Source organism: Mediterraneibacter sp. HA8405 (genome assembly GCF_056148955.1).
In genome coordinates this window covers 2652182-2672460 of sequence record NZ_CM148758.1, presented here as the reverse complement: position 1 = coordinate 2672460, position 20279 = coordinate 2652182, and the positions used below count along the sequence as shown (strand labels likewise).

Sequence of the window (20279 nt, the reverse complement as noted above, 5' to 3'; positions counted from 1 at the left end):
TAGTAAAAGCTATATAAACTGAAAAAGTTTGCAGCAGCCGAAGCATGTAGGTGGAACTAAAGAAGATGGATGCCATTTGCCAGTGCATTTTCCACTACATCGTCCGGCCAAAGGGAGGACTGTACCTCGCCGATATGAGCTTTTCTGAGATAATACATACAGATACGGGACTGTCCAATGCCTCCGCCTACCGTATAGGGCAGTTCGCCGTTCAGCAGAGATTTCTGGAAGGGCAGGTCGGCCCGTTCTTCGCATCCGGCCTCCTTCAGTTGGCTCCTGAGCGAATTTTCATCAACGCGGATACCCATGGAAGAAATTTCGAAAGCCATATCCAGAACCGGATAATATACAATGATATCACCATTTAATTCCCAGTCGTCATAATCCGGAGCCCGGCCGTCATGTCTCTGGCCGGATGCAAGTGTTTTTCCGATCTGTGAAATAAATACAGCGCCTTTTTCCCGGGCAATCCGGTTTTCCCGTTCTTTCGGAGTACAATCGGGAAACATGTCTTCCAGCTCCTGAGAGGAAATAAAGAAAATATCATCAGGCAGGAGCGGTTCGATATAATTGTATCTGCGGGAAATGAAATCTTCTGTGTCTTTTAGAGCGCTGTATACTTTTCTTACAGTATACTGCAGAGTTTCCATATTACGCTCTTCTTTTGATATGATTTTTTCCCAGTCCCACTGGTCAACGTACAGAGAATGCACATTGTCAGTATCTTCATCTCTGCGGATTGCGCTCATATCTGTATACAGGCCTTCTCCTGAGTGAAACCCGTATTTTTTCAAAGCGTATCTTTTCCATTTGGCAAGAGAGTGAACAATCTCGGCTGCGGCATCCTCCTGTTCCTTGATGCCGAAAGAAACCGGGCGTTCCACACCGTTCAGATTGTCATTCATTCCGGATTCCGGGCGGACAAAAAGCGGAGCGGATACACGTGTCAGATGCAGCGCTTTGGCCAGAGCGCGCTCGAAATGATCTTTTACTTCTTTGATGGCAACTTCGGTTTCACGGATTGTAAGGGGAGAGGAGTAGCCATCAGGTATTTTTAACTGTTCCATATCAAGACTCCTTTGCAAAATTTAGACATATCTATTTTATTTTACTGATGGATTCGGCAGAAGTCAATAGGCACAGGGTACCTCTGATTTCGGGAGAAAATAAGTCGTCGGAAACAAAATTAACAGAAAATACAGAAAAAATATTTAAAAAAACAAAATACTTATTGACAAATAAGAAATTGAATGCTAATATATAACCAAGAAATAAAACTGAATGAACAATCTGACAAGAGAGAATGACAGAGATCATAATCAAATGGATGATCGTTACAGGAAGTTTTATAGAACCTGCCGGATGTCGTGATTGGAAAAGTAACAGTCAGATATAGAGAAATATCATAATGACGAGAAAGTTATGAGAGAAGTAAAATCTATATCGGGAAGAGGGACAGTTACAAGTACCAAAGTCCAGCAGGAATTTATGAAAAGGAGGTACGGACCACCGGGAACATAAGTTAAATCTATCAATCAGAAAGATAGAAAAGAAAGAGGTAAAAAGAATGATAGAAATATCGAAATGAAAGTGGATGTTGATCAGGTAAAATGATTAGCATCCACTTTCTTTTTATTTCTGTGATATATTTTTTCTATTGTATTATAGAGAAAATATTGGTAGAATGAATGAGGGGATTGGCGCGCTCTGAATAAGACGGAAGGGAATTATACAGGCGCGCATTGTTTATTATTAAACTGAGGTGGAGTATATGAATGAATTATTTGATAATGTACATAACATAAATATTGAAGATCTGTTTTTTCTCTGGGAAGCTAAGATCGGGATACTTTCCAGGGAGGAGATTATCTGTTTTGCGGTTCTTACGGCAGCAGGGCTTCTTCTGTGTCTGCTGGGACTGAAGATTGTACGGGTATGGTCGGCAGTTCTTGGATTTTCGACTGGTTTCATCTGTGCAGCGGCCGTATTGTCTCTGACCGGGGCCGGCAGTACGACAGTCCTGATTGCAGGTGGAGCCGCCGGAATTATTCTGGGATTTCTCGGCGCATTTTTCTTCCGGTTTGGAATATTTCTGACAGTGTTTATTTCCGTAAGCGGTATTTATATGCAGGTTGTTCAGCCAAGAGAGTATCTTCCGGCAGGAATCGGCCTGGCGGCTGCGCTGCTGCTGGCAGCGCTGGCAGTACGTTTTGTAGTGGCTCTTACTATTTTTACTACTTCTGTCTGGGGCGGGATCGTAGCAGGAACATCCTTTTATCAGTTTGTGCCTGTCAGAGGCAGACTGATAAGTATACTTTTCTGTACAGTGTTTGCAGTGTTTGGCATTCTGGTACAGCTTTTGCTGGAGTCCAAAAAAAGAAAACGCAAAAGCCTTGAAAAGGCAGCAGAGATCCGTGAGACACATTCGACTGAAAATGAAATAGAAAAGGCGAGAACACTGATTGATGATCTTGATACAATGCCGGAAGGGGATACCGGTAAAAATGAAGAACAGGAAATTGAAATTATCGATCTGAGTGAGGACGATGAGGAAGAAGAATAATTATTCCGAAATGTAAGATTGAGTCCGTTTTATGACACACCTTGTCTGATAGGATACTACTGAAAGTAAAAAACTATCAGAGAAAGGTGTGTTTTTATGTATATTAGAAAATCTGTTTTGAATGGTCTTATTATTCTGACGGGTCTGTGTATTCTTATTGCAATGGCATTTATCTTCTGTTTTACCGAGACACAGATACCGCCTGCAGTATTCTGCGCGGCCTGGATTACCTGTCTGCTGTCCGTATCTTCTTTAGTGGGTAAAAACTGCCGTAATTGATAATACTTTCCGACAGATGAAAAAAGGATGTCCCCATGTTGTCAGTTTTGGGACAAAGCGGTATAATAAAGAAGAGAAAAGACTACAGATCCGGCTCTGTATCGGATGAAAAGGAGGCGTGTTTATGAAAATTGATATGCACTGCCACGTAAAAGAGGGTTCCATTGACAGTAAGGTGGGGCTTGAGGAATATATTACAATTCTAAAGAGGCATGGTTTCCAGGGGATGGTTATTACAGATCATGATACGTATAACGGATACCGCTACTGGAAAAACAATATCAAAGGGAAAAAACATACAGACTTTGTAGTTCTTAAAGGGATAGAATATGACACAAGGGATGCGGGACATATCATTGTAATTATGCCCGAAGGCGTTAAGATGAAGCTGCTGGAAATGCGAGGCATGCCGCTGGCGCTTCTGATTGATCTGGTGCACCGGAATGGCGGTGTGCTGGGGCCGGCACATCCGTGCGGTGAAAAATATATGAGCTTTACCAATGCCAGAAGATATTATCTTTCGCCGGAAATTGTAAAAAGATTTGATTTTATAGAAGGATTTAACAGCTGCGAGTCCGCGGAGTCAAACGCCGGGGCCATGAAGCTGGCAAAAAAATACGGCAAAATTACAACCGGAGGAAGTGATTCTCATAAGCCCGACTGTGTGGGAAGGGGATATACAATATTACCGGAGCCGGTAACATGTGAGACTGAATTGATTTCCATGATTCATAAGAAGACCCCGTTTAAGGCCGGAGGAGTTCTTTATGAAAAAACTACCAAGGAGAAGATAGGAAAGGTAAATAAACTGCTGGTATATTCTTTCTGGGTATATAACAAGAGCGGTGAGCTTCTGAAACGAAGAGGAAGAAATAAAAAGATGGAAGTTGAGCATCCTTTCGATCCAATTGATCCAATTGAATTGTATTATCATTCTTAATGTGCATTTATTATGCGGGCAGCTTTGCCCGGAAGCAGCAGAAGACTCTGATGTCAGTCCGAAGAGGAGAAGAGTTTTCGCTGTTTTCCGGGTGACTGCCCGTATTTTCGTTTGAACATACGGTTGAAATAGGAGAGGTTATCAAAACCGCTTTTTTCAGCAATTTCCAGAACTGTGGCGTCTGAAGTACGTAGAAGGCGTTCGGCAATAGTAAGCCGGTAATCATTCAGATATTCAATAAATCCGGTTCCCATATGAGCTTTAAAAAATTTCATAAAATGTGACTTGCTGTAAAATGTTATGGCTGCCATATCATCAATTGTAATGTGGTCGGCGTAGTGTTCTTCTACATATTTCAGGATGGTCTTGATCTTTTCCAGTGACTTTGTCTGAAGTGCCGGTGAGGTGCTTTTTTTCTGCCGATGCGACAGAAGAAGAAAGACAAGCTGGAAAAGGAAACCCTTTACCGCAAGCTGATATCCGTCCGGGCGCTTTTCGCAGAGATGGTCAATTCGACTGATACAGTCAGATATTTCCGGATATCCGGGAACAGCCGGGGTGAGAAAGGTAACGCAGCGAAGCTCTCCCTTCATCAGTGGTGTGATAAACTGTCTTGCGCACAGGTCTGCTTCACCGGAAATAAGGAGTTCCGGCTTTAGGATGATATTTTCGTACTCCATTTTCCGGGCTCCATTCTGTTCAATCGAGTGAAGCTGGCCCGGGCGGATAAATACAATATCACCGGATGAGACGGTACGTTTTTCAAAATCTACGGAAATAAGGCCGGTTCCTTTTTTGATCACCACAATTTCCAGTTCCGCATGCCAGTGAAGCGGAACAAGGGTGAAGTCCAGTGGAATAGAGCAGAGATAGGTATTATAAGGAAATTCGGAAGCTGTATGAGATTTGGTTTCGTGATAGTTCTGATATTCGCTGAGATTCATGAGGCATCCTCCTGAAAATACGGTTTACTGCTGTTTCAAAAACGGAATATAGTCTGTCCTCTGGCTGTCTTATAACAATGAAAGATTTAAGAGACAGGATAGTTGATTAATGATAGTATTGTACAATAAAATGAAAGTATTTTGCAAGAAATTCCGGGAAAAGAGTATTAGAATGCAGTATATAGAGATAAGATACAGTATCGGCTGCAAAGTTCCTCCGGCACAGTTATTGACCGTAGGGGCATATGCCGGAGATTTTTGAAAGGAGTTATACCATGAACATTCAGGAAAAAATGGAAAAGTATCTTGGAAAGACGGTATCACAGGCAGAAAATGAGGAAATTTATCACGCTCTTCTGAATATTGTTCAGGAGATGGCGGCTGAGAAGGAACGCACAGACAGCAAGAAAAAAGTTTATTATATCTCGGCAGAATTTCTTATTGGAAAGCTTCTTTCCAATAATATGATCAATCTCGGAATTTACGGAGAAGTAAAGGATATCCTGGAGAAGAACGGAAAGGATATCTGTGAAATTGAGGAAGTCGAGCCGGAGCCGTCTCTCGGAAACGGAGGACTGGGACGTCTGGCTGCATGTTTCCTTGATTCTATCGCTACACTGGGACTGGCCGGCGACGGAATCGGTCTGAACTATCATCTGGGACTGTTTAAACAGGTATTTGAGAACAATCTGCAGAAAGAGACGCCGAATCCATGGATTGAAAAGGCTTCCTGGCTGAAAAAGACGGATGTTATATATCCGGTTGAGTTTAAAGGGCTGAAAGTCAATGCAAGAATGTATGATGTTGAGGTTACAGGCTACAACAACAAGACCAACAAGCTCCATCTGTTTGATCTGGATTCTGTGGATGATACAATCGTAAAAGACGGAATTGAATTCAATAAAGAAGATATTGAAAAGAATCTGACATTGTTCCTTTATCCGGACGACAGCGATGAGCAGGGCAGACTGCTCCGGATCTATCAGCAGTACTTTATGGTAAGCAGCGGCGCTCAGCTTATTCTGGATGAGTGTACGGCCAAAGGCTGCAGCCTTTATGACCTGCCGGATTACGCAGTGATTCAGATCAATGATACTCATCCTACAATGGTAATTCCGGAGCTGATCCGCCTGCTGACAGAACGGGGCCTGGATATGGATGATGCCATTGATGTTGTATCCAGAACCTGCGCATATACGAATCATACCATTCTGGCAGAGGCTCTGGAGAAATGGCCGGTATATTATCTGAAGAAAGTTGTTCCCCAGCTTGTGCCGATTATCGAGGTGCTGGATGACAAGGTAAGAAGAAAATTTGAGGATGAGAGCGTTGCCATCATTGACAGAAATGACACGGTTCACATGGCTCACATTGATATTCATTACGGCTTCAGTGTAAACGGCGTGGCGGCTCTGCACACAGAGATTCTGAAGAATTCTGAACTGAATAATTTCTATAAGATTTATCCGGAGAAGTTCAATAATAAGACAAACGGCATTACATTCCGCCGCTGGCTTCTTCACTGCAATCCGCTTCTGGCAGAGTTTCTGGATGAGACGATCGGACAGGGATATAAAAAAGATGCTTCTGAGCTTGAAAAGTTGCTTGAATTCAAAGACGATGAGAAGGTACTTGAAAAGCTTCTGGAGATCAAACACAAAAACAAAGAAGCACTGTGCGCATATCTGAAAGAAACTCAGAATATTGAGATCAGTCCGGATACGATTTTTGATATTCAGGTAAAACGTCTCCATGAGTATAAGCGTCAGCAGCTGAACGCGCTCTACATTATTGACAAATATCTGGAGATCAAATCAGGAAAGATTCCGGCGGCTCCGGTTACGGCCATTTTCGGCGCAAAGGCGGCTCCGGCTTATGTGATCGCCAAGGATATCATTCATCTGATCCTCTGCCTGCAGGAGATCATCAACAATGATCCGGAAGTAAGTCCGTATCTGAAAGTTGTTATGGTAGAAAACTATAATGTTACAAAAGCAGGAAAATTAATTCCGGCATGCGATATTTCCGAGCAGATTTCTCTCGCATCCAAAGAGGCCAGCGGAACCGGAAACATGAAGTTCATGCTGAACGGAGCTGTAACTCTTGGCACCGAGGACGGAGCAAATGTGGAAATTCATGAGTGCGTGGGCGACGACAATATTTTCGTATTCGGGGCATCCAGCGACGAGGTTATTGAGCACTACGCAAAAGCGGATTATGTGGCAGAAGACTACTATGAGAAGAATCCGGCGATCAAAGCGGCAATTGATTTTATAACAAGCGAAGAGATGCTGGAAGTGGGATGTAAAGAAAATCTGGAGAGACTGCAGAAAGAACTGATCAATAAAGACTGGTTTATGACCCTTCTTGATTTTGATTCTTACAAGGAGACAAAGGAAAAGGCACTGGAAGCTTACGCGGACAGAAAAGAGTGGGCGAAGAAGACTCTGGTTAATATTGCAAAAGCAGGCTTCTTCTCTTCGGACAGAACCATTGAAGAGTACAACAGAGATATCTGGCACTTATAAAATGTGCGGATAAGGAGGAAGATATGAAAAGAGCAAGCGGAATCTTACTGCCGGTATTTTCACTGCCGTCAAAATACGGGATCGGATGCTTCTCAAAAGAAGCTTACAGATTTATAGACCTGCTGAAAAAAGCGGGACAGAGCTACTGGCAGATTCTGCCTCTTGGGCCGACTGGTTATGGGGATTCCCCATACCAGTCTTTCTCCACATATGCCGGCAATCCTTATTACATTGACCTGAAAACACTGGTCAAAGAGGGGCTTCTGACAAAAAAGGAGTGCAAGGCATATGATTTCGGAGATCAGGAGGAGTGTATCGATTATGAAAAAATCTACAAATCCCGTTTCAAAGCGCTGAAAAAAGCGTTTGAACGGTTCCGGGAAAATGAGGATTATGAGGCATTTGCAGAGGAAAATGCGGACTGGCTGGACGATTACAGTCTGTACATGGCGATAAAGGACAGAAACGGCGGCGTCAGCTGGAAAGAGTGGGAAACACCTCTCAGAACCAGAGATGAGGCTGCGCTGGCGGCGGCGAAAGAAGAGCTGGCAGAGGAGATTGCTTTTTATAAGTTCCAGCAGTATGAGTTTGACCGACAGTGGAAAAAACTTCATGCATACGCCAATAAACAGGGAATTAAGATCATCGGAGATATTCCGATTTATGTGGCTTTTGACAGTGCGGATACGTGGGCGTCTCCGGAACTGTTCCAGTTTGATGAAGACAACAATCCCCTCGGAGTTGCCGGGTGTCCGCCGGATGCATTTTCCGCAACGGGACAGCTCTGGGGCAATCCTCTTTATGACTGGGAATACCACAAAAAGACGGGTTATGAGTGGTGGATCAGGAGAATTGCGTACTGCCTGAAACTGTATGATGTTGTGCGGATTGATCATTTCCGGGGATTCGATGAGTATTATTCCATTCCTTACGGAGAAGATACAGCGGTAAACGGAAAATGGATGCCGGGGCCGGGAATGGATCTGTTCCGTGCCATCGAAGAGAAACTGGGCAGACCGGAAATTATCGCCGAGGATCTGGGATTTTTAACGCCAAGCGTGCTGAAACTGCTTAAGGACAGCGGCTTCCCGGGGATGAAGGTGCTTCAGTTTGCGTTTGACGCAAGAGAGTCTTCCAATTATCTGCCTCATACCTACCCCACAAACTGTGTGGTTTATACAGGAACTCACGACAACGATACAACCAGAGGCTGGTATCATACAGTGGGAAAAGAGGCAAGGGATTTTGCAAAAGAATACATGTGCAAACCAAGACTGGATGAGGATACCCTTACATCAGACTTCATTGCAATGGCCATGAGCAGTGTGGCGGATCTGTGCGTTATCCCGATGCAGGATTATCTGGGACTGGATGGCAGAGCAAGAATCAATACACCGTCCACTCTGGGAGACAACTGGGTATGGAGACTGAAAAAAGGACAGTTTAACGAAAATGTGGCAAAAGAAATAAAAAGAGTTACACGCCTGTATGGAAGACTGCCGGAGAAAGAACCGGATCTGGGGAAATAAATTCAAAAGGCCTGAGATGAAAATTTACTGTGACCAGACAGTTTCATCTCAGGCCTTGATATTTTTCCGGAATTCTCAGTTTTTTCTGTCGGATTTCAGACGGACAGACAGAAAGCAGAGATACTTAACGGAAAACTTACATTGGTTTCTGTTATTCATAAAAGGACGGGGCGGGCTCCAGTTCGTCGCCGTTGGTGGAAACTTTTGTCGCAATATTTTTCCCGTTTTCCGTATAATATTCAATTGAAACATTTATGCCGGAACGGATAATATTTTTCCTTTCGGGATTAAATTCAGAAACATTTGTCTGAATCTGCTCTGCACCGGATATGTCAAATGCCACTTTGCGGTCTTCCCCTTCTCCGGGATATGTTCTTGAACCGGGATTTTCCAGATCCACATACATGATATCATTCTCTGCAGAAAGAACAAAGCCCTCTGTTGTCTGCTCCATAGGCTGGTCGGCTGCTCCCGGCGTCAGATCTGATCCGTTGTTATTATCGGAGGCGTCCGGGGCATCTGCTGATTCGTCCGGATCTTCGGTTTCGTCTTTGGAATCTTTATTTTTCTGCTCTGGCTGTGTGACTTCTGTGCCGGATTCTGAACCGTTATTATTGTCTGCTGAAGAAGCGGCGGCTGATGAACAGCCGGTGAAAAAAGCCAGAATAAAACAGACACTGAAAAGCAGAGCTGCAGAATGTTTCTTCATAAATACTCCTCCTTTGATTATATTCTGATAATAATATAAAACTTTTGATATGTGAAAACAATAGACCGCATTGATTTAACATAAATTATTACAAAGTTTATATATAATTTAACAATACTTTTTTATAATTTCTTCCGGCAATAATTAACAATAGTTATTCAGGAGGAGTTATTTATGAAAAAAATGTGGTACAGAACTGCTGCGGCCGCGCTGGCAGCAACGATGCTCTGCACACAGGGAATGAGCGTATCAGCGCAGCCTGATACTCAGGAGGCAGGGGACGTTTCTGTTGAGTATCTGACAATCCAGCCGGGTGCGACAACAGCATCCGTTAATCTGAACTGGTATGCGCCGGACGGTACAGAGCAGGCAATGGTGAAATTTGGTGATATTACCGCGGAGGCAGTTGTCAGCGAACTGACAGCGCCTACCAAACTGGATACAGGGAAGTACACGGATACAGGAAAGATGGTATGCAAGGCGACAGTGAGCGGACTGACACCGGATACGTCCTATTCATACCAGATTTCTTATGACGGAGGCCAGACATGGTCAGAGGCATATACGTATACAACTGCAAAGGCAGATGAATTTTCCTTTGGATTTACAAGTGACCCGCAGATCAAAGAAAGCGGAGAGACAAATAACGGAGGCTGGAATCCCTCGGACGGCACAAACCAGACCGGCTGGGCTGCCATGATGGAAAAGCTTGCGGCAGAGGGCGTCAGCCTTGTAGTATCCGCAGGAGATCAGGTGGAAGACCAGAGCTGGGGAAAATCCAGTGAGTACGAGGCATTTTTTGCTCCGGAGGAGATGACATCCATCGCATATGCTCCGGCAGTGGGCAACCATGACAGACACTATATGTTCGCGGATCACTTCAATCTGCCGAATGAAATGTCTGTTGACGGCGTGGATGAGAACGGACAGCTTGAGCAGGTACAGACAACATTCCGGGGACAGAATAACGGCACAAGCCAGAGTCATGGCAACTACATTCAGGCAACAGCGGATGAGATTGCGAACAATTCCGAGTCCAACGGCGTGACTCCGAATGCGGAAGGCCAGTATGATTTTACGGAGCGCCGGGAGATGGAAACAAAAGGAAATTACTATTACCTCTATAATAATGTACTTTTTGTTACATTAAATACCGGAGCATATCCGGGAGGAAACGATGAGGAAAACGCAGACAATCCGAATGTGCCCAGCGCTTCCAAGGACAACTCCGAGGCAGAGGCAATCGTGGAAAATTTCAGAACTACGCTGAATGCGGCGACTTCTGAATATGCAGGTCAGTATCAGTGGCTGATTGTCACCCATCATAAATCCACCCAGACTGTAGCAAAGCATGCGGCAGACTCCGATATTGAGAACTATGTGGATGCAGGATTCGAAAAAGTGATGGACGAGTTTGACGTAGATTTCGTCCTGGGCGGACATGATCACGTATATTCCAGAAGTTACGTGCTCAAAGACGGACAGAGAAATGCTGAACGGCTGGATACTTTCCATGATCCGGACGGAACGATTTATCTGACCGGAAACTGCTGCTCTGATATGCAGTACTATACTCCGTTTGAAACGGTTGATAAAACGAATAATGCGGATTACCCGGTTCTTGCAAACGGCGAGACGGGATCACAGGCTTATCTTGCAGGAAATCTTCCTTACGGCAATCAGGAGTGGAATCAGGAATACAGCCCGAGCTATGCGGTCTTCGATGTGACCGGGGACAAGATTTCTGTCAATGTATATAATCTTTCCGGCGACAGTACGGCACCGGACAGTGAGCTGATTGATTCCTTCAGCGTAACGAAGAATACAGACGGCGGCACAAAGACAACAGGTGCCGAGAACGGAAATTCTTCTCTGGATCTTGTGCAGGACGCACGATATGACGCGGGCATGACAAATGCAGACGGCGGTGTTATGGAGATTGTGGATTACAATACGGTAACCGGATGGGCCTATGCGGTAAACGGACAGACAGGAAATCTGACAGCGATTGCCATAAAAGACATGGAAAATAAAGAAAATGTTGACGTGCTGGACGGCAATGATATTGATGTAAAGTCAATTATTGAAGAGAACTGTGAAGGATTTACATACGGTGATATGACTTCGGTGGCAGTCTCTGCAGATGGCACGAAACTTGCAGCGGCAATTCAGGCAGAAGGATACGCGGACAACGGACGTGTGGCGGTGTTCACCTGCAATGAGGACGGAACGCTGACATTTGAGCAGGCATATGAGACAGGAGTGCAGCCGGATATGGTAACATTTACCCCGGATGACAGCAGAATACTGACGGCAAATGAAGGCGAACCGAGAGAAGGATACGGAGAAGGTGTGACAGATCCTGCAGGAACAGTAACCGTTATCTCTCTGGCAGACGGTACAGCGGCAAATGTGGGATTTGAGGCGTATGACAGCGCAGAGGCAAGACAGACTCTTACAGACGCGGGAATTGTGCTGAAAAAGGATACGGCTCCGTCGGCAGACCTGGAACCGGAGTACATTGCGGCAGGAAACAATACGGCATATGTAACGCTGCAGGAAGCAAACGCCATTGCGGTAATTGATCTGGCCAGCCTTCAGGTTACAGGAATTTACTCCGCTGGCTATGAAGACTACAGTACAACAACGGTTGATATTGATAAAAAAGATGAAGCGTACAATCCGAAGACGTATGAGTCTCTGAAAGGAATCCGCATGCCGGACGGTATCGCTCTTTACTCTGTAGACGGCACAGATTACCTTGTGACTGCAAATGAGGGAGATTCCAGAGAATGGGGAGATTATCTCAATGAAGACGAACGGGACTTCAAGGACGGAGAGACTTCCCCGACAGGAAAGATTACAGCAGAAAACAGCGGCCTGAGCGGGAAAGTAGTATTCTTTGACAGCAGCGATTATGACGGCCTGGATGAGGGTACGGATTACCTCTTTGGCGGACGTTCCTTTACCGTGTACAAGGCAGATGAAAACGGTCTGACCGAAGTGTACGGAAGCGGCAGCGATTTTGAGGAAAAGACAGCGGAATACGTTCCGGACAATTTCAACTGTTCCAATGACGATAAAACGATCGACGACCGTTCCGGAAAGAAAGGTCCGGAGTCTGAAAGCGTGACAGTCGGAACCGTGGGTGAGAAAACTTACGCGTTTGTAGGACTTGAAAGAGTCGGCGGCGTGATGGTTTATGATATTACCGATCCGGAGAACAGTACCTTTGTAAATTATATTAACTCCAGAGATTTCAGTGAAGACATCGCAGGAGATGATTCTCCGGAGGGTCTGTGCTTTATTCCGGCTGAGGACAGCGCGGACGGCAATGCCTATCTGCTGGCTGCATGTGAAGTATCGGGAACTGTTGCGGCATACAGACTGACAGAAAATGACGTGCAGAATCCGGACGACGGACAGAATCCGGATGACGGGCAGAACCCAGATGACGGACAGAACCCGGACAACGGACAGAATCCGGACGATGGACAGAACCCGGATGACGGAAAAGATCCTGCCGGCGGAAACGGCGGAGATACGGACGGCGGAAATCAGTCCGGTTCTGGAAGCAAAGCGCCGAAAACAGGGGACAACAGTCCGGTAGGACTCTATGTGGCAGTTCTTCTGGCAGCAGCGGGTACGGCAGGCGTAACGGCTGTGCGAAGGAAAACACAGAGATAATCACTGAAGTACAGGAAAAACAGGTTTTTTCAACTTCTTCCAAATTTATATAGTGCAGCAGATGCCGGAATCGCAGCAGTATGATGTCTTATACAGCTGCAGTTCCGGCATCTGCATTTGGGAAACATTATTTCGTATAACCGGTTTTCTTTTGGGGAAAATGACAAATAGACTGCCGGAGTTATGCCGGTAATCCGCAGATGAAAAGGAAATGCCGGTTCCTGACCTGTAATTGACTTCTGGCATGTAAACATATATAATGCTTATAGATAATTATTATCAATATCATTTTGCCCGGGGTTCCCGGGCGTTCTATGTGCGCTGGCCGGAGTCAGACATGACACAGTGCTTTCCGGCAGACGCATGAAATACAGACGGAATATACGAAGGATGATGAGCTGATGAGACTGAAAGAAGGAAAAAACAACAAGGTGTATATTGTCGAGCAAATTGAACTTGAACAGAATCTGGAACGGAGGCTGGAGGCTCTCGGACTGACGGAGGGCTCCCGCATAGAAGTGCTGAACAACGATAAAAAAGGAGCGCTGACCGTCCGGTTCCGTGGGACGAGATTTGCTCTTGGAAAGCGCATTGCCGACCATATTATTGTTAGGGAGGCAGCAGCATGACAGGAAGAGTGATTAATGTCGGATTCGCGGGAAATCCGAATTGCGGAAAGACTACTTTATTTAACGCCTATACGGGAGCCAATTTGAAAGTGGCCAACTGGCCCGGCGTTACGGTAGAGAAAAAAGAAGGAAAAACAATTTATAAAGGGCAGGAATTCAAGCTGATTGACCTGCCTGGTACATACAGTCTGACTTCTTATACAATGGAAGAAAAGGTGACAAGAGAGTGCCTGATGAGCGATGAGGTAGATGTAATTGTGGATGTGGTGGATGCCTCCTGTCTGGAACGCAATCTGTATCTGACCCTGCAGCTGATCGAACTGGGGAAACCGGTTGTGCTGGCGCTTAATATGATGGACGTGGTGGAAGAAAGAGGAATGGAAATCGATCTTCACCGTCTTCCTGAGATGCTGGGAATTCCGGCAATTCCGGTTTCGGCGAGAAAGCGGAGCGGCCTTGGAATCCTGATGCACGCGGTTGCGCATCACAATGAATATGCAAAACAGGGGCCGTTTATTCATCATCATTCTGACAAGACCGGCCATCAGCATGATCATCACAGTGAATATGCCATGGTTTACAGTGATGAGATTGAAGATAAGATTGACCTGATTATTGCGGAATTCCGGCAAAAATATCCGGATATGAATAATATGCGCTGGCATGCCATCAAAATGCTGGAACAGGATGAGACAGTGCTGAAAAAATATCCGGTTGATCTGAAATGGCCGGACGGTCAGAGCTATGAAAAGGAAATTATAAATCAGAAATATGATTTTATAGAGGAAGTAATAGAGGAAACGCTTGCCAATAAGAGTGAGAAAGAGCAGCGGACAGACCGGATCGACCGGGTTATGACAGGAAAATGGACGGGGCTTCCGGTCTTCCTGGCAATTATGGCGCTTGTGTTTTTCCTTACCTTTACAATCGGCGACTGGCTGAAAGGATATTTTGAGACAGGACTTGAACTCCTTACCGGAGCCGCAGGTTCTGCCCTGGAGGCATGGGGTGTGGCGCCCGCGCTTCAGTCCCTGCTTGTGGATGGAATTATTTCCGGTGTGGGCGGTATTCTTACTTTCCTGCCGAATATTTTTATCCTGTTCCTTGCCCTGGCATTTCTGGAGGACAGCGGCTATATGTCGAGAGTCGCTTTTGTCATGGACGGAATCATGGGCAAACTGGGACTTTCCGGCAGGGCATTTCTGCCGATGCTTCTGGGATTTGGCTGTTCGGTTCCGGCAGTTATGGCGTCCCGGGCACTTGAGGATAACCGTGACAGGCTGAAAACAATCCTCATAACGCCCTTTATGTCCTGCAGCGCCAGACTCCCGATATATGTGCTGTTTTCCTCTATGTTTTTCGGAAAATATGCCATGATTGCATGCTATTCCATGTATCTTCTCGGAATCGTGGTAGCGATAGCGACAGCTTATATTCTGTCAAAAATTGACGGCAGCAGGGCGGAACATTCTCTTCTGATTGAGCTGCCGGAATATAAGACGCCGAATGCCCGGACAATTGCGGTGTATGTGTGGGAAAAGGTGAAGGATTATCTGACAAAAGCCGGAACCGTGATTTTCCTTGCTTCGATTGTTATGTGGCTGCTGCTGAACTTCGGACCGTCAGGATATGTAACGGACATTTCCGAGAGCTTCGGTTCTATAATCGGAAAGGCGGTTGTACCTGTTTTCCGGCCGCTGGGACTTGGCTACTGGCAGATTATTGTAGCGCTGATTTCCGGAATTGCGGCAAAAGAAGTAGTTGTTTCAAGCTGCAGCGTGCTTTTCGGCGTGAATAATATTACCGGCGGGGCAGGCATGGAACAGCTGGCGGCGCTGCTTGGCACCATGGGATTCGGCGCGGCAAACGCCTATGCGCTGATGGTGTTCTGTCTGCTGTATGTGCCCTGTACGGCTACCATTGCTACCATTAACCGTGAGGTGGGAAGCAAAAAAATAACATTCGGCATTATCATGTTCCAGCTTGTGACTGCATGGGTGGTAAGCTTTATTGCTTATCATATCGCAGGGCTGGTGTTATAGAAACAACGGAAAAAGATGTTCAGTATTGAATATCCTGAAGCAGGAGTCCTTTTGCATCCAGAGGGGCGCCTGCTTTTTCTGTACCTGTGAAAATATCCTGTATGCTTTCCGGTGCGCGCAGACCGCGGCCTGTTTCCAGAAGAGTACCGGCGATTACCGCAGGCATCTGACAGAGAAAATCATCTGCCGTGATGCGGATGGTTAGCAGCTCCTTTGTCTGACGGAAGGAAATGGCACAGAGATTTCTTACAGTTCCTTTTTTCTTCTTTACAGGAGTAAATGCCCGGAAGTCATGTTTCCCGGTAAGGAAATCTGCAGCCTGTTTCATAGCTTCCACGTCCGGCGCCGGAAAAATGTGGGTCTGATATCCGGCAGTGAATATATCATAAACCGGCGCTGTGCAGATGCGGCACTCATAAGTACGGCTGACTGCGTTTAAATCCGCGCGGAAGCGCTCCGGCATGGATACAGCGGCCAGAATGGCAATGTCCCGGGGGAGATATTCGTTGAGGACTTCGCGAAAGTGCCCGGGAGAATGGCCGGAGGCTGTGCGGAAGCTGGCGGTCTGTGCCAGGGCATGCACTCCGGGATCCGTTTTTGCTCCTCCGAAGAGAACAATATCTTCTCCGGTAAGTTTCTTTAAAATTTCTGTTATTTTATAGGAAACACTTTTATGCTGTCCGTTCTTTTCCGGACGGCTCCATCCCAGATACCGTGTTCCGTCGTACTGGAGAGTGAGGCGAATGTTCTGCATGCTGTTTGTTCTCCTGTTCTGCATTTTATTATTTTTTATGATACAGGATGTTTTTTGCAAAGTACAGAGTTGTTTTTGCATAGAAGACTGACTATAATACAAACTGTCAGAGAAAATATAACGGAAATTTACAGAAAATAGTTAAAGAAAAAGATTGGAGAGATATAGATTATGGAAGAAAAACATGTGCAGGATTCATTGGTTGAAACAGTCCATATGGTCAGACCGAATCATTTAAACGCGGCAGGCCGGCTGTTCGGCGGGATTCTGATGCAGTGGCTGGATGAAGTGGCGGGGCTGGTCGCGAAGCGTCATACAAAATCAAATGTGATAACCGCCTCAGTGGATAATCTGAAATTTATTCACGGCGCGTATAAAGGGGAGATGGTTGTAATCGTAGGAAAAGTCACCTATGTGGGCAATACATCTCTGGAAGTACGCACAGATACCTATGTAGAGAATCTGGAAGACGGTACCCGTCATCCCATAAACAGGGCATATTTTACAATGGTAGCGCTGGATGAAAATGACAGGCCGAAGAGAGTGCCCAGACTTGCCGTGGAAACCGAGTCCGAAAAAGCAGAATGGGAAGCGGCCGGGAAAAGAAGAGAGATGCGGATGAGAAGAAAAACAGAAGGGTTCTGAATTTGAATTTATCCGGGACATGGGGGATGAAAAGAGTCCGAAAACACCGGGATATAATGAAATGAAAAACGTATTCCGGAAAAAGTGGAGTGGGAATCCAGCTCCGTTCCATAGCCTAGTAAAACTAAAAAACCGGAAATCCGGCTAAAAACAAGATTTACAATGGAAACTTGCGTTCCGCGCGGACAGTTCCATTGTGAATCTTAACGCCGGGTTTCCGGTTTTAAGTTTTACTACGGCCATTCCAAAGTCGCCGGATTCCCACCCCACTTTTCCCGGAAAGGTGCATCCATCCGTTCGTATCCCGCTGTTTTCTGCTCTCATCCAGCCAGCACTGTCACCGAAAATCTCAAATTCGACAAAAAAGAGAAGCCAGAACTTTTTTGGCTGTGATCAACTCATTTCCAGCTGTCCGTTGTGAAAACCGGAATATATATCTGTTTCAGAGCAGCACCGGAAACTTTCTCCACCCACAAATTCAATTTTTATTATGCTTCTGGAAGATGGTGCTGGTCATTTTTACGGTTTTGTCTATCTGTTCCTGTTCTTCTCTGCTTTTCCCTTCTTTCATTATTTCAAGAATAAGGTTAACCTCATCTGGTGAAAAGCGGATTCCCTGTTTGTTTGCGTTTGTGATAAGAGCCAGCATAATGGGAGCCAGCTCACGGCCGGTTTTTCCGGAGGTTCTGGACGCGGCCATTTTAATCAGCTCCAGTTTTGCCGGATCCATCCCTTGTATCTGAGGATTGTTCATCCATTCGTTCATCCGTATCATCTCCTTTCCTGATATCGCCCGGTGGCTGAGAGAACATAGTGTTATACATGCGGAAAGTTTCCTGCTGTTCGGGAGTAAGCATTCCCGTGATCAGATCCAGAGGGGAAAAGCTTTCTTCTCCATCTGACATAGAGGCGGTCTCTTTTATTACTTCTGCTGTTTCCATGATTTCTTTCAGATTTATAATCATATCCAGCATGTCGGCGTCTCTCCGGGAAAGATAAGGTTTCAGACTGATCAGAATGTCAAAAGGTGAGGCCGGCTCTCTGTCCAGAGCCTGTGCGCAGACGTCCTGCTGTTTTTTGCTGAAAAGCTGAATGGCCTGGCGCAGTTCCTGCATTTTGACAAAAGCGGCAAGCATCTGCCGTCCGGACGCAGGAGTGTACGGAATGAGAAGTTTTACTGCCTGAAGGGCAGGGGAAGTTATAAGTTCATCAAAAGGTGTCATTGGTTCCGGCGGTTTCTTTTCCATAGCCACTCCTGAATATCACGTTGTAAATATATATGTGGCGAAGAATAGAAATATACGTTTGAGGACATAATAAGATTGCATAAAGGTGATACTGGGGAAAGGTAAAAGTTCCTTTTTGCACGGGAAATCATACTATAAAGATATAGAAAATAAAACCGGAAAGGACAGAGCAGACAATGGGAAGAAAATTAATTATTGACGGAAATGCCGTATATGAAATTGACGAAGAGTGTATGCTGAAGCGGCGTATTGATAAGGACAAAGACAACGGGAAAAAGTGTGAGAATACGCCGGAGACGAAAAACAGCAGCAATCAAAAGTAAAATGAACGGGGTGTGCGCAGAGGCACGCCCCGTTCTGTCATAATAAACTGTCAGATCAGCATCCGCATCCATTGCTGCCGAATCCGCCGCAGCAGAAGAGCAGGAGAATGATCCACAGACAGCTGTCATTGCCGCATCCGTTTCCGCTGAATGTGTTGCCGCCGCATCCGCCGCAGCAGCAAAGCAGAAGGATAATCCACAGGCAGGAAGACATTCCGTTTCCGTTGTCACATCCACATCCGCAGTTTGTAGCAGTTAAATCACTCATGTTAAATCCTCCATTTAGGTTTATTTACAGTTTATAGTATGCTGTGAAAAGGAAAGTGTGATTTGAGGAAAGGGAAATTTTTCCTTTCAGCAATATTATACAGTTATAGTCCTTATCACCTGTTGTCAGGCGGGTCAGGCTTTCATCAGCTTTTCCACATTCAGTAGGCCCCACCCGGATTCGGTTCCGGGAACTTTTGTACAGGACTCCCTGAGTTTAAGTTTTACTTCCACGTTTGTCATATCGGGATATTTTGACAGGAGACAGGCGAGAGCACCAGACACAACAGGCGTGGCCATGGAAGTTCCGGTCTTCATTATATAAGGCGGCTCACCGGGAAAAGAAAAGCGGGAGTTGCAGCTTAAAATTCCGGTTCCGGGGGCGAAAACATCCGGTTTGATGATGCATTCACTTGTAGGACCTCTGCCGGAATAGTTGACCCGCTCTTTCCGCGATCCGGGGAAGCGGGAGGAAGAGTCCGGAACGCCGACGGTGATTACTTTCCTGCTGTTTCCGGGAACAACGACAGTGCCTGAACGGGGACCGTAATTTCCCGCAGAGACAACTACAATCAGTCCCATATCCCACAGCTCTTCTACAGCTTTCTGCAGCCGGTCTTTTTGTGGCTGAGCCAGATCGGGCTGAGTGCCGACGGATATATTGACGATCCGGATTTTATAGGAAGCAGCGGATTCCATAACCCACTGTATGCCGCTGATTACATTGTCTACATTACCGTTTCCTTCCCGATCCAGCACTTTCCCGATGAGAAGTTTTGCCCGGGGAGCCATGCCGGCATATATTCCGTCGGAGGATTTTCCGTTCCCGGCCAGGATTCCGGCTACATGTGTGCCATGTCCGCTGTCATCCCGGCATTTTACACTTTTTTCAGTAAAATCCCGGAAACCGGCAATCCGATCTTTCAGGTCCGGGTGCAGGGAAATTCCGGTATCCAGAATAGCGGCACCAATACCGTTCCCCAGATGTGCGCTGTCTGTAGTATCTTTACACCAGTAATGAACGGTTTGTTTTACCCATTTCATAAAATAATCCTTTTTAATTTAAGAATATTCTTCTTTTCAGAAATTGTCCGCCGGGGTTCAGACATACAGAGTGGGAATTGCAAAAAAGGGACAGGAAAAACTGGAACAAAAATTCAGATGCTGCTGAATTATCTGCGTCTCTGTGTCTG

17 protein-coding genes are annotated in these 20279 nt (G+C 45.7%); 9 read left to right on the top strand and 8 right to left on the bottom strand.

Annotation, left to right across the window (positions count from 1 at the left end; translation table 11 throughout):
* Positions 1 to 56: 56 nt before the first annotated feature.
* The gene (gene asnA, locus AC0QUU_RS12585) at positions 57 to 1067 is read right to left on the bottom strand and encodes an aspartate--ammonia ligase (RefSeq protein ID WP_474543244.1); all 1011 of its coding nucleotides are present in this window, start codon (positions 1065 to 1067) and stop codon (positions 57 to 59) included.
* 704 nt (positions 1068 to 1771) lie between these two features.
* Here asnA and AC0QUU_RS12580 point away from each other — a divergent pair.
* Both AC0QUU_RS12580 and AC0QUU_RS12575 read left to right on the top strand, forming a co-directional pair.
* Positions 1772 to 2563: a hypothetical protein gene (locus tag AC0QUU_RS12580; RefSeq protein ID WP_474543242.1), complete on the top strand. Its 792-nt coding sequence runs from the start codon at positions 1772 to 1774 to the stop codon at positions 2561 to 2563.
* 403 nt (positions 2564 to 2966) lie between these two features.
* Positions 2967 to 3782, top strand: coding sequence for a PHP domain-containing protein (locus tag AC0QUU_RS12575; protein ID WP_474543241.1), 816 nt, complete (start codon positions 2967 to 2969; stop codon positions 3780 to 3782).
* Between the two features lie 53 nt (positions 3783 to 3835).
* Here AC0QUU_RS12575 and AC0QUU_RS12570 read toward each other — a convergent pair whose 3' ends face one another.
* Positions 3836 to 4726, bottom strand: coding sequence for an AraC family transcriptional regulator (locus AC0QUU_RS12570; protein ID WP_474543239.1), 891 nt, complete (start codon positions 4724 to 4726; stop codon positions 3836 to 3838).
* Positions 4727 to 5001: 275 nt separating this feature from the next.
* Here AC0QUU_RS12570 and AC0QUU_RS12565 point away from each other — a divergent pair, with 275 nt between their 5' ends.
* On the top strand, positions 5002 to 7254 hold the full coding sequence (locus AC0QUU_RS12565; protein ID WP_474543237.1) for a glycogen/starch/alpha-glucan phosphorylase: 2253 nt from the start codon (positions 5002 to 5004) through the stop codon (positions 7252 to 7254).
* Positions 7255 to 7277: 23 nt separating this feature from the next.
* Entirely contained in the window at positions 7278 to 8783 is a 1506-nt protein-coding gene (malQ, locus tag AC0QUU_RS12560) for a 4-alpha-glucanotransferase (RefSeq protein WP_474543235.1), read from the top strand.
* A 151-nt stretch (positions 8784 to 8934) separates the two neighbouring features.
* On the opposite strand, the gene AC0QUU_RS12555 is transcribed toward malQ, so the two are convergent.
* On the bottom strand, positions 8935 to 9492 hold the full coding sequence (locus AC0QUU_RS12555) for a hypothetical protein (protein ID WP_474543234.1): 558 nt from the start codon (positions 9490 to 9492) through the stop codon (positions 8935 to 8937).
* 174 nt (positions 9493 to 9666) lie between these two features.
* Here AC0QUU_RS12555 and AC0QUU_RS12550 point away from each other — a divergent pair, with 174 nt between their 5' ends.
* The 3 genes from AC0QUU_RS12550 (at position 9667) to feoB (ending at position 15850) form a co-directional block, all read left to right on the top strand.
* A complete protein-coding gene (locus tag AC0QUU_RS12550; RefSeq protein ID WP_474543232.1) occupies positions 9667 to 13179 on the top strand; it encodes a choice-of-anchor I family protein in 3513 nt (1170 codons plus the stop codon).
* A gap of 401 nt (positions 13180 to 13580) precedes the next feature.
* Positions 13581 to 13808, top strand: coding sequence for a FeoA family protein (locus AC0QUU_RS12545; protein ID WP_474543230.1), 228 nt, complete (start codon positions 13581 to 13583; stop codon positions 13806 to 13808).
* On the top strand, positions 13805 to 15850 hold the full coding sequence (feoB, locus tag AC0QUU_RS12540) for a ferrous iron transport protein B (RefSeq protein ID WP_474543228.1): 2046 nt from the start codon (positions 13805 to 13807) through the stop codon (positions 15848 to 15850). The genes AC0QUU_RS12545 and feoB overlap by 4 nt, the downstream gene beginning before the upstream one ends.
* Positions 15851 to 15869: 19 nt before the next feature.
* On the opposite strand, the gene AC0QUU_RS12535 is transcribed toward feoB, so the two are convergent.
* Positions 15870 to 16604, bottom strand: a complete 735-nt coding sequence (locus AC0QUU_RS12535; RefSeq protein ID WP_474543227.1) for a tRNA pseudouridine synthase A — start codon at positions 16602 to 16604, stop codon at positions 15870 to 15872.
* A 171-nt stretch (positions 16605 to 16775) separates the two neighbouring features.
* On the opposite strand from AC0QUU_RS12535, the gene AC0QUU_RS12530 reads away from it, so the two are divergent.
* Positions 16776 to 17249: an acyl-CoA thioesterase gene (locus AC0QUU_RS12530; RefSeq protein WP_474543226.1), complete on the top strand. Its 474-nt coding sequence runs from the start codon at positions 16776 to 16778 to the stop codon at positions 17247 to 17249.
* A gap of 478 nt (positions 17250 to 17727) precedes the next feature.
* On the opposite strand, the gene AC0QUU_RS12525 is transcribed toward AC0QUU_RS12530, so the two are convergent.
* Together AC0QUU_RS12525 and AC0QUU_RS12520 are read right to left on the bottom strand one after the other, a co-directional pair.
* Positions 17728 to 18015, bottom strand: coding sequence for a hypothetical protein (locus AC0QUU_RS12525; protein WP_474543224.1), 288 nt, complete (start codon positions 18013 to 18015; stop codon positions 17728 to 17730).
* Positions 17951 to 18496, bottom strand: a complete 546-nt coding sequence (locus AC0QUU_RS12520; RefSeq protein ID WP_474543222.1) for a hypothetical protein — start codon at positions 18494 to 18496, stop codon at positions 17951 to 17953. Before AC0QUU_RS12520 ends, AC0QUU_RS12525 begins: the two co-directional genes overlap by 65 nt.
* Before the next feature lie 176 nt (positions 18497 to 18672).
* On the opposite strand from AC0QUU_RS12520, the gene AC0QUU_RS12515 reads away from it, so the two are divergent.
* Entirely contained in the window at positions 18673 to 18819 is a 147-nt protein-coding gene (locus tag AC0QUU_RS12515) for a hypothetical protein (protein WP_474543220.1), read from the top strand.
* A 55-nt stretch (positions 18820 to 18874) separates the two neighbouring features.
* Here AC0QUU_RS12515 and AC0QUU_RS12510 read toward each other — a convergent pair whose 3' ends face one another.
* Together AC0QUU_RS12510 and AC0QUU_RS12505 are read right to left on the bottom strand one after the other, a co-directional pair.
* A complete protein-coding gene (locus tag AC0QUU_RS12510) occupies positions 18875 to 19087 on the bottom strand; it encodes a chorion class high-cysteine HCB protein 13 (RefSeq protein ID WP_474543219.1) in 213 nt (70 codons plus the stop codon).
* A gap of 134 nt (positions 19088 to 19221) precedes the next feature.
* A complete protein-coding gene (locus AC0QUU_RS12505) occupies positions 19222 to 20130 on the bottom strand; it encodes a S8 family peptidase (RefSeq protein ID WP_474543217.1) in 909 nt (302 codons plus the stop codon).
* Positions 20131 to 20279: the final 149 nt, after the last annotated feature.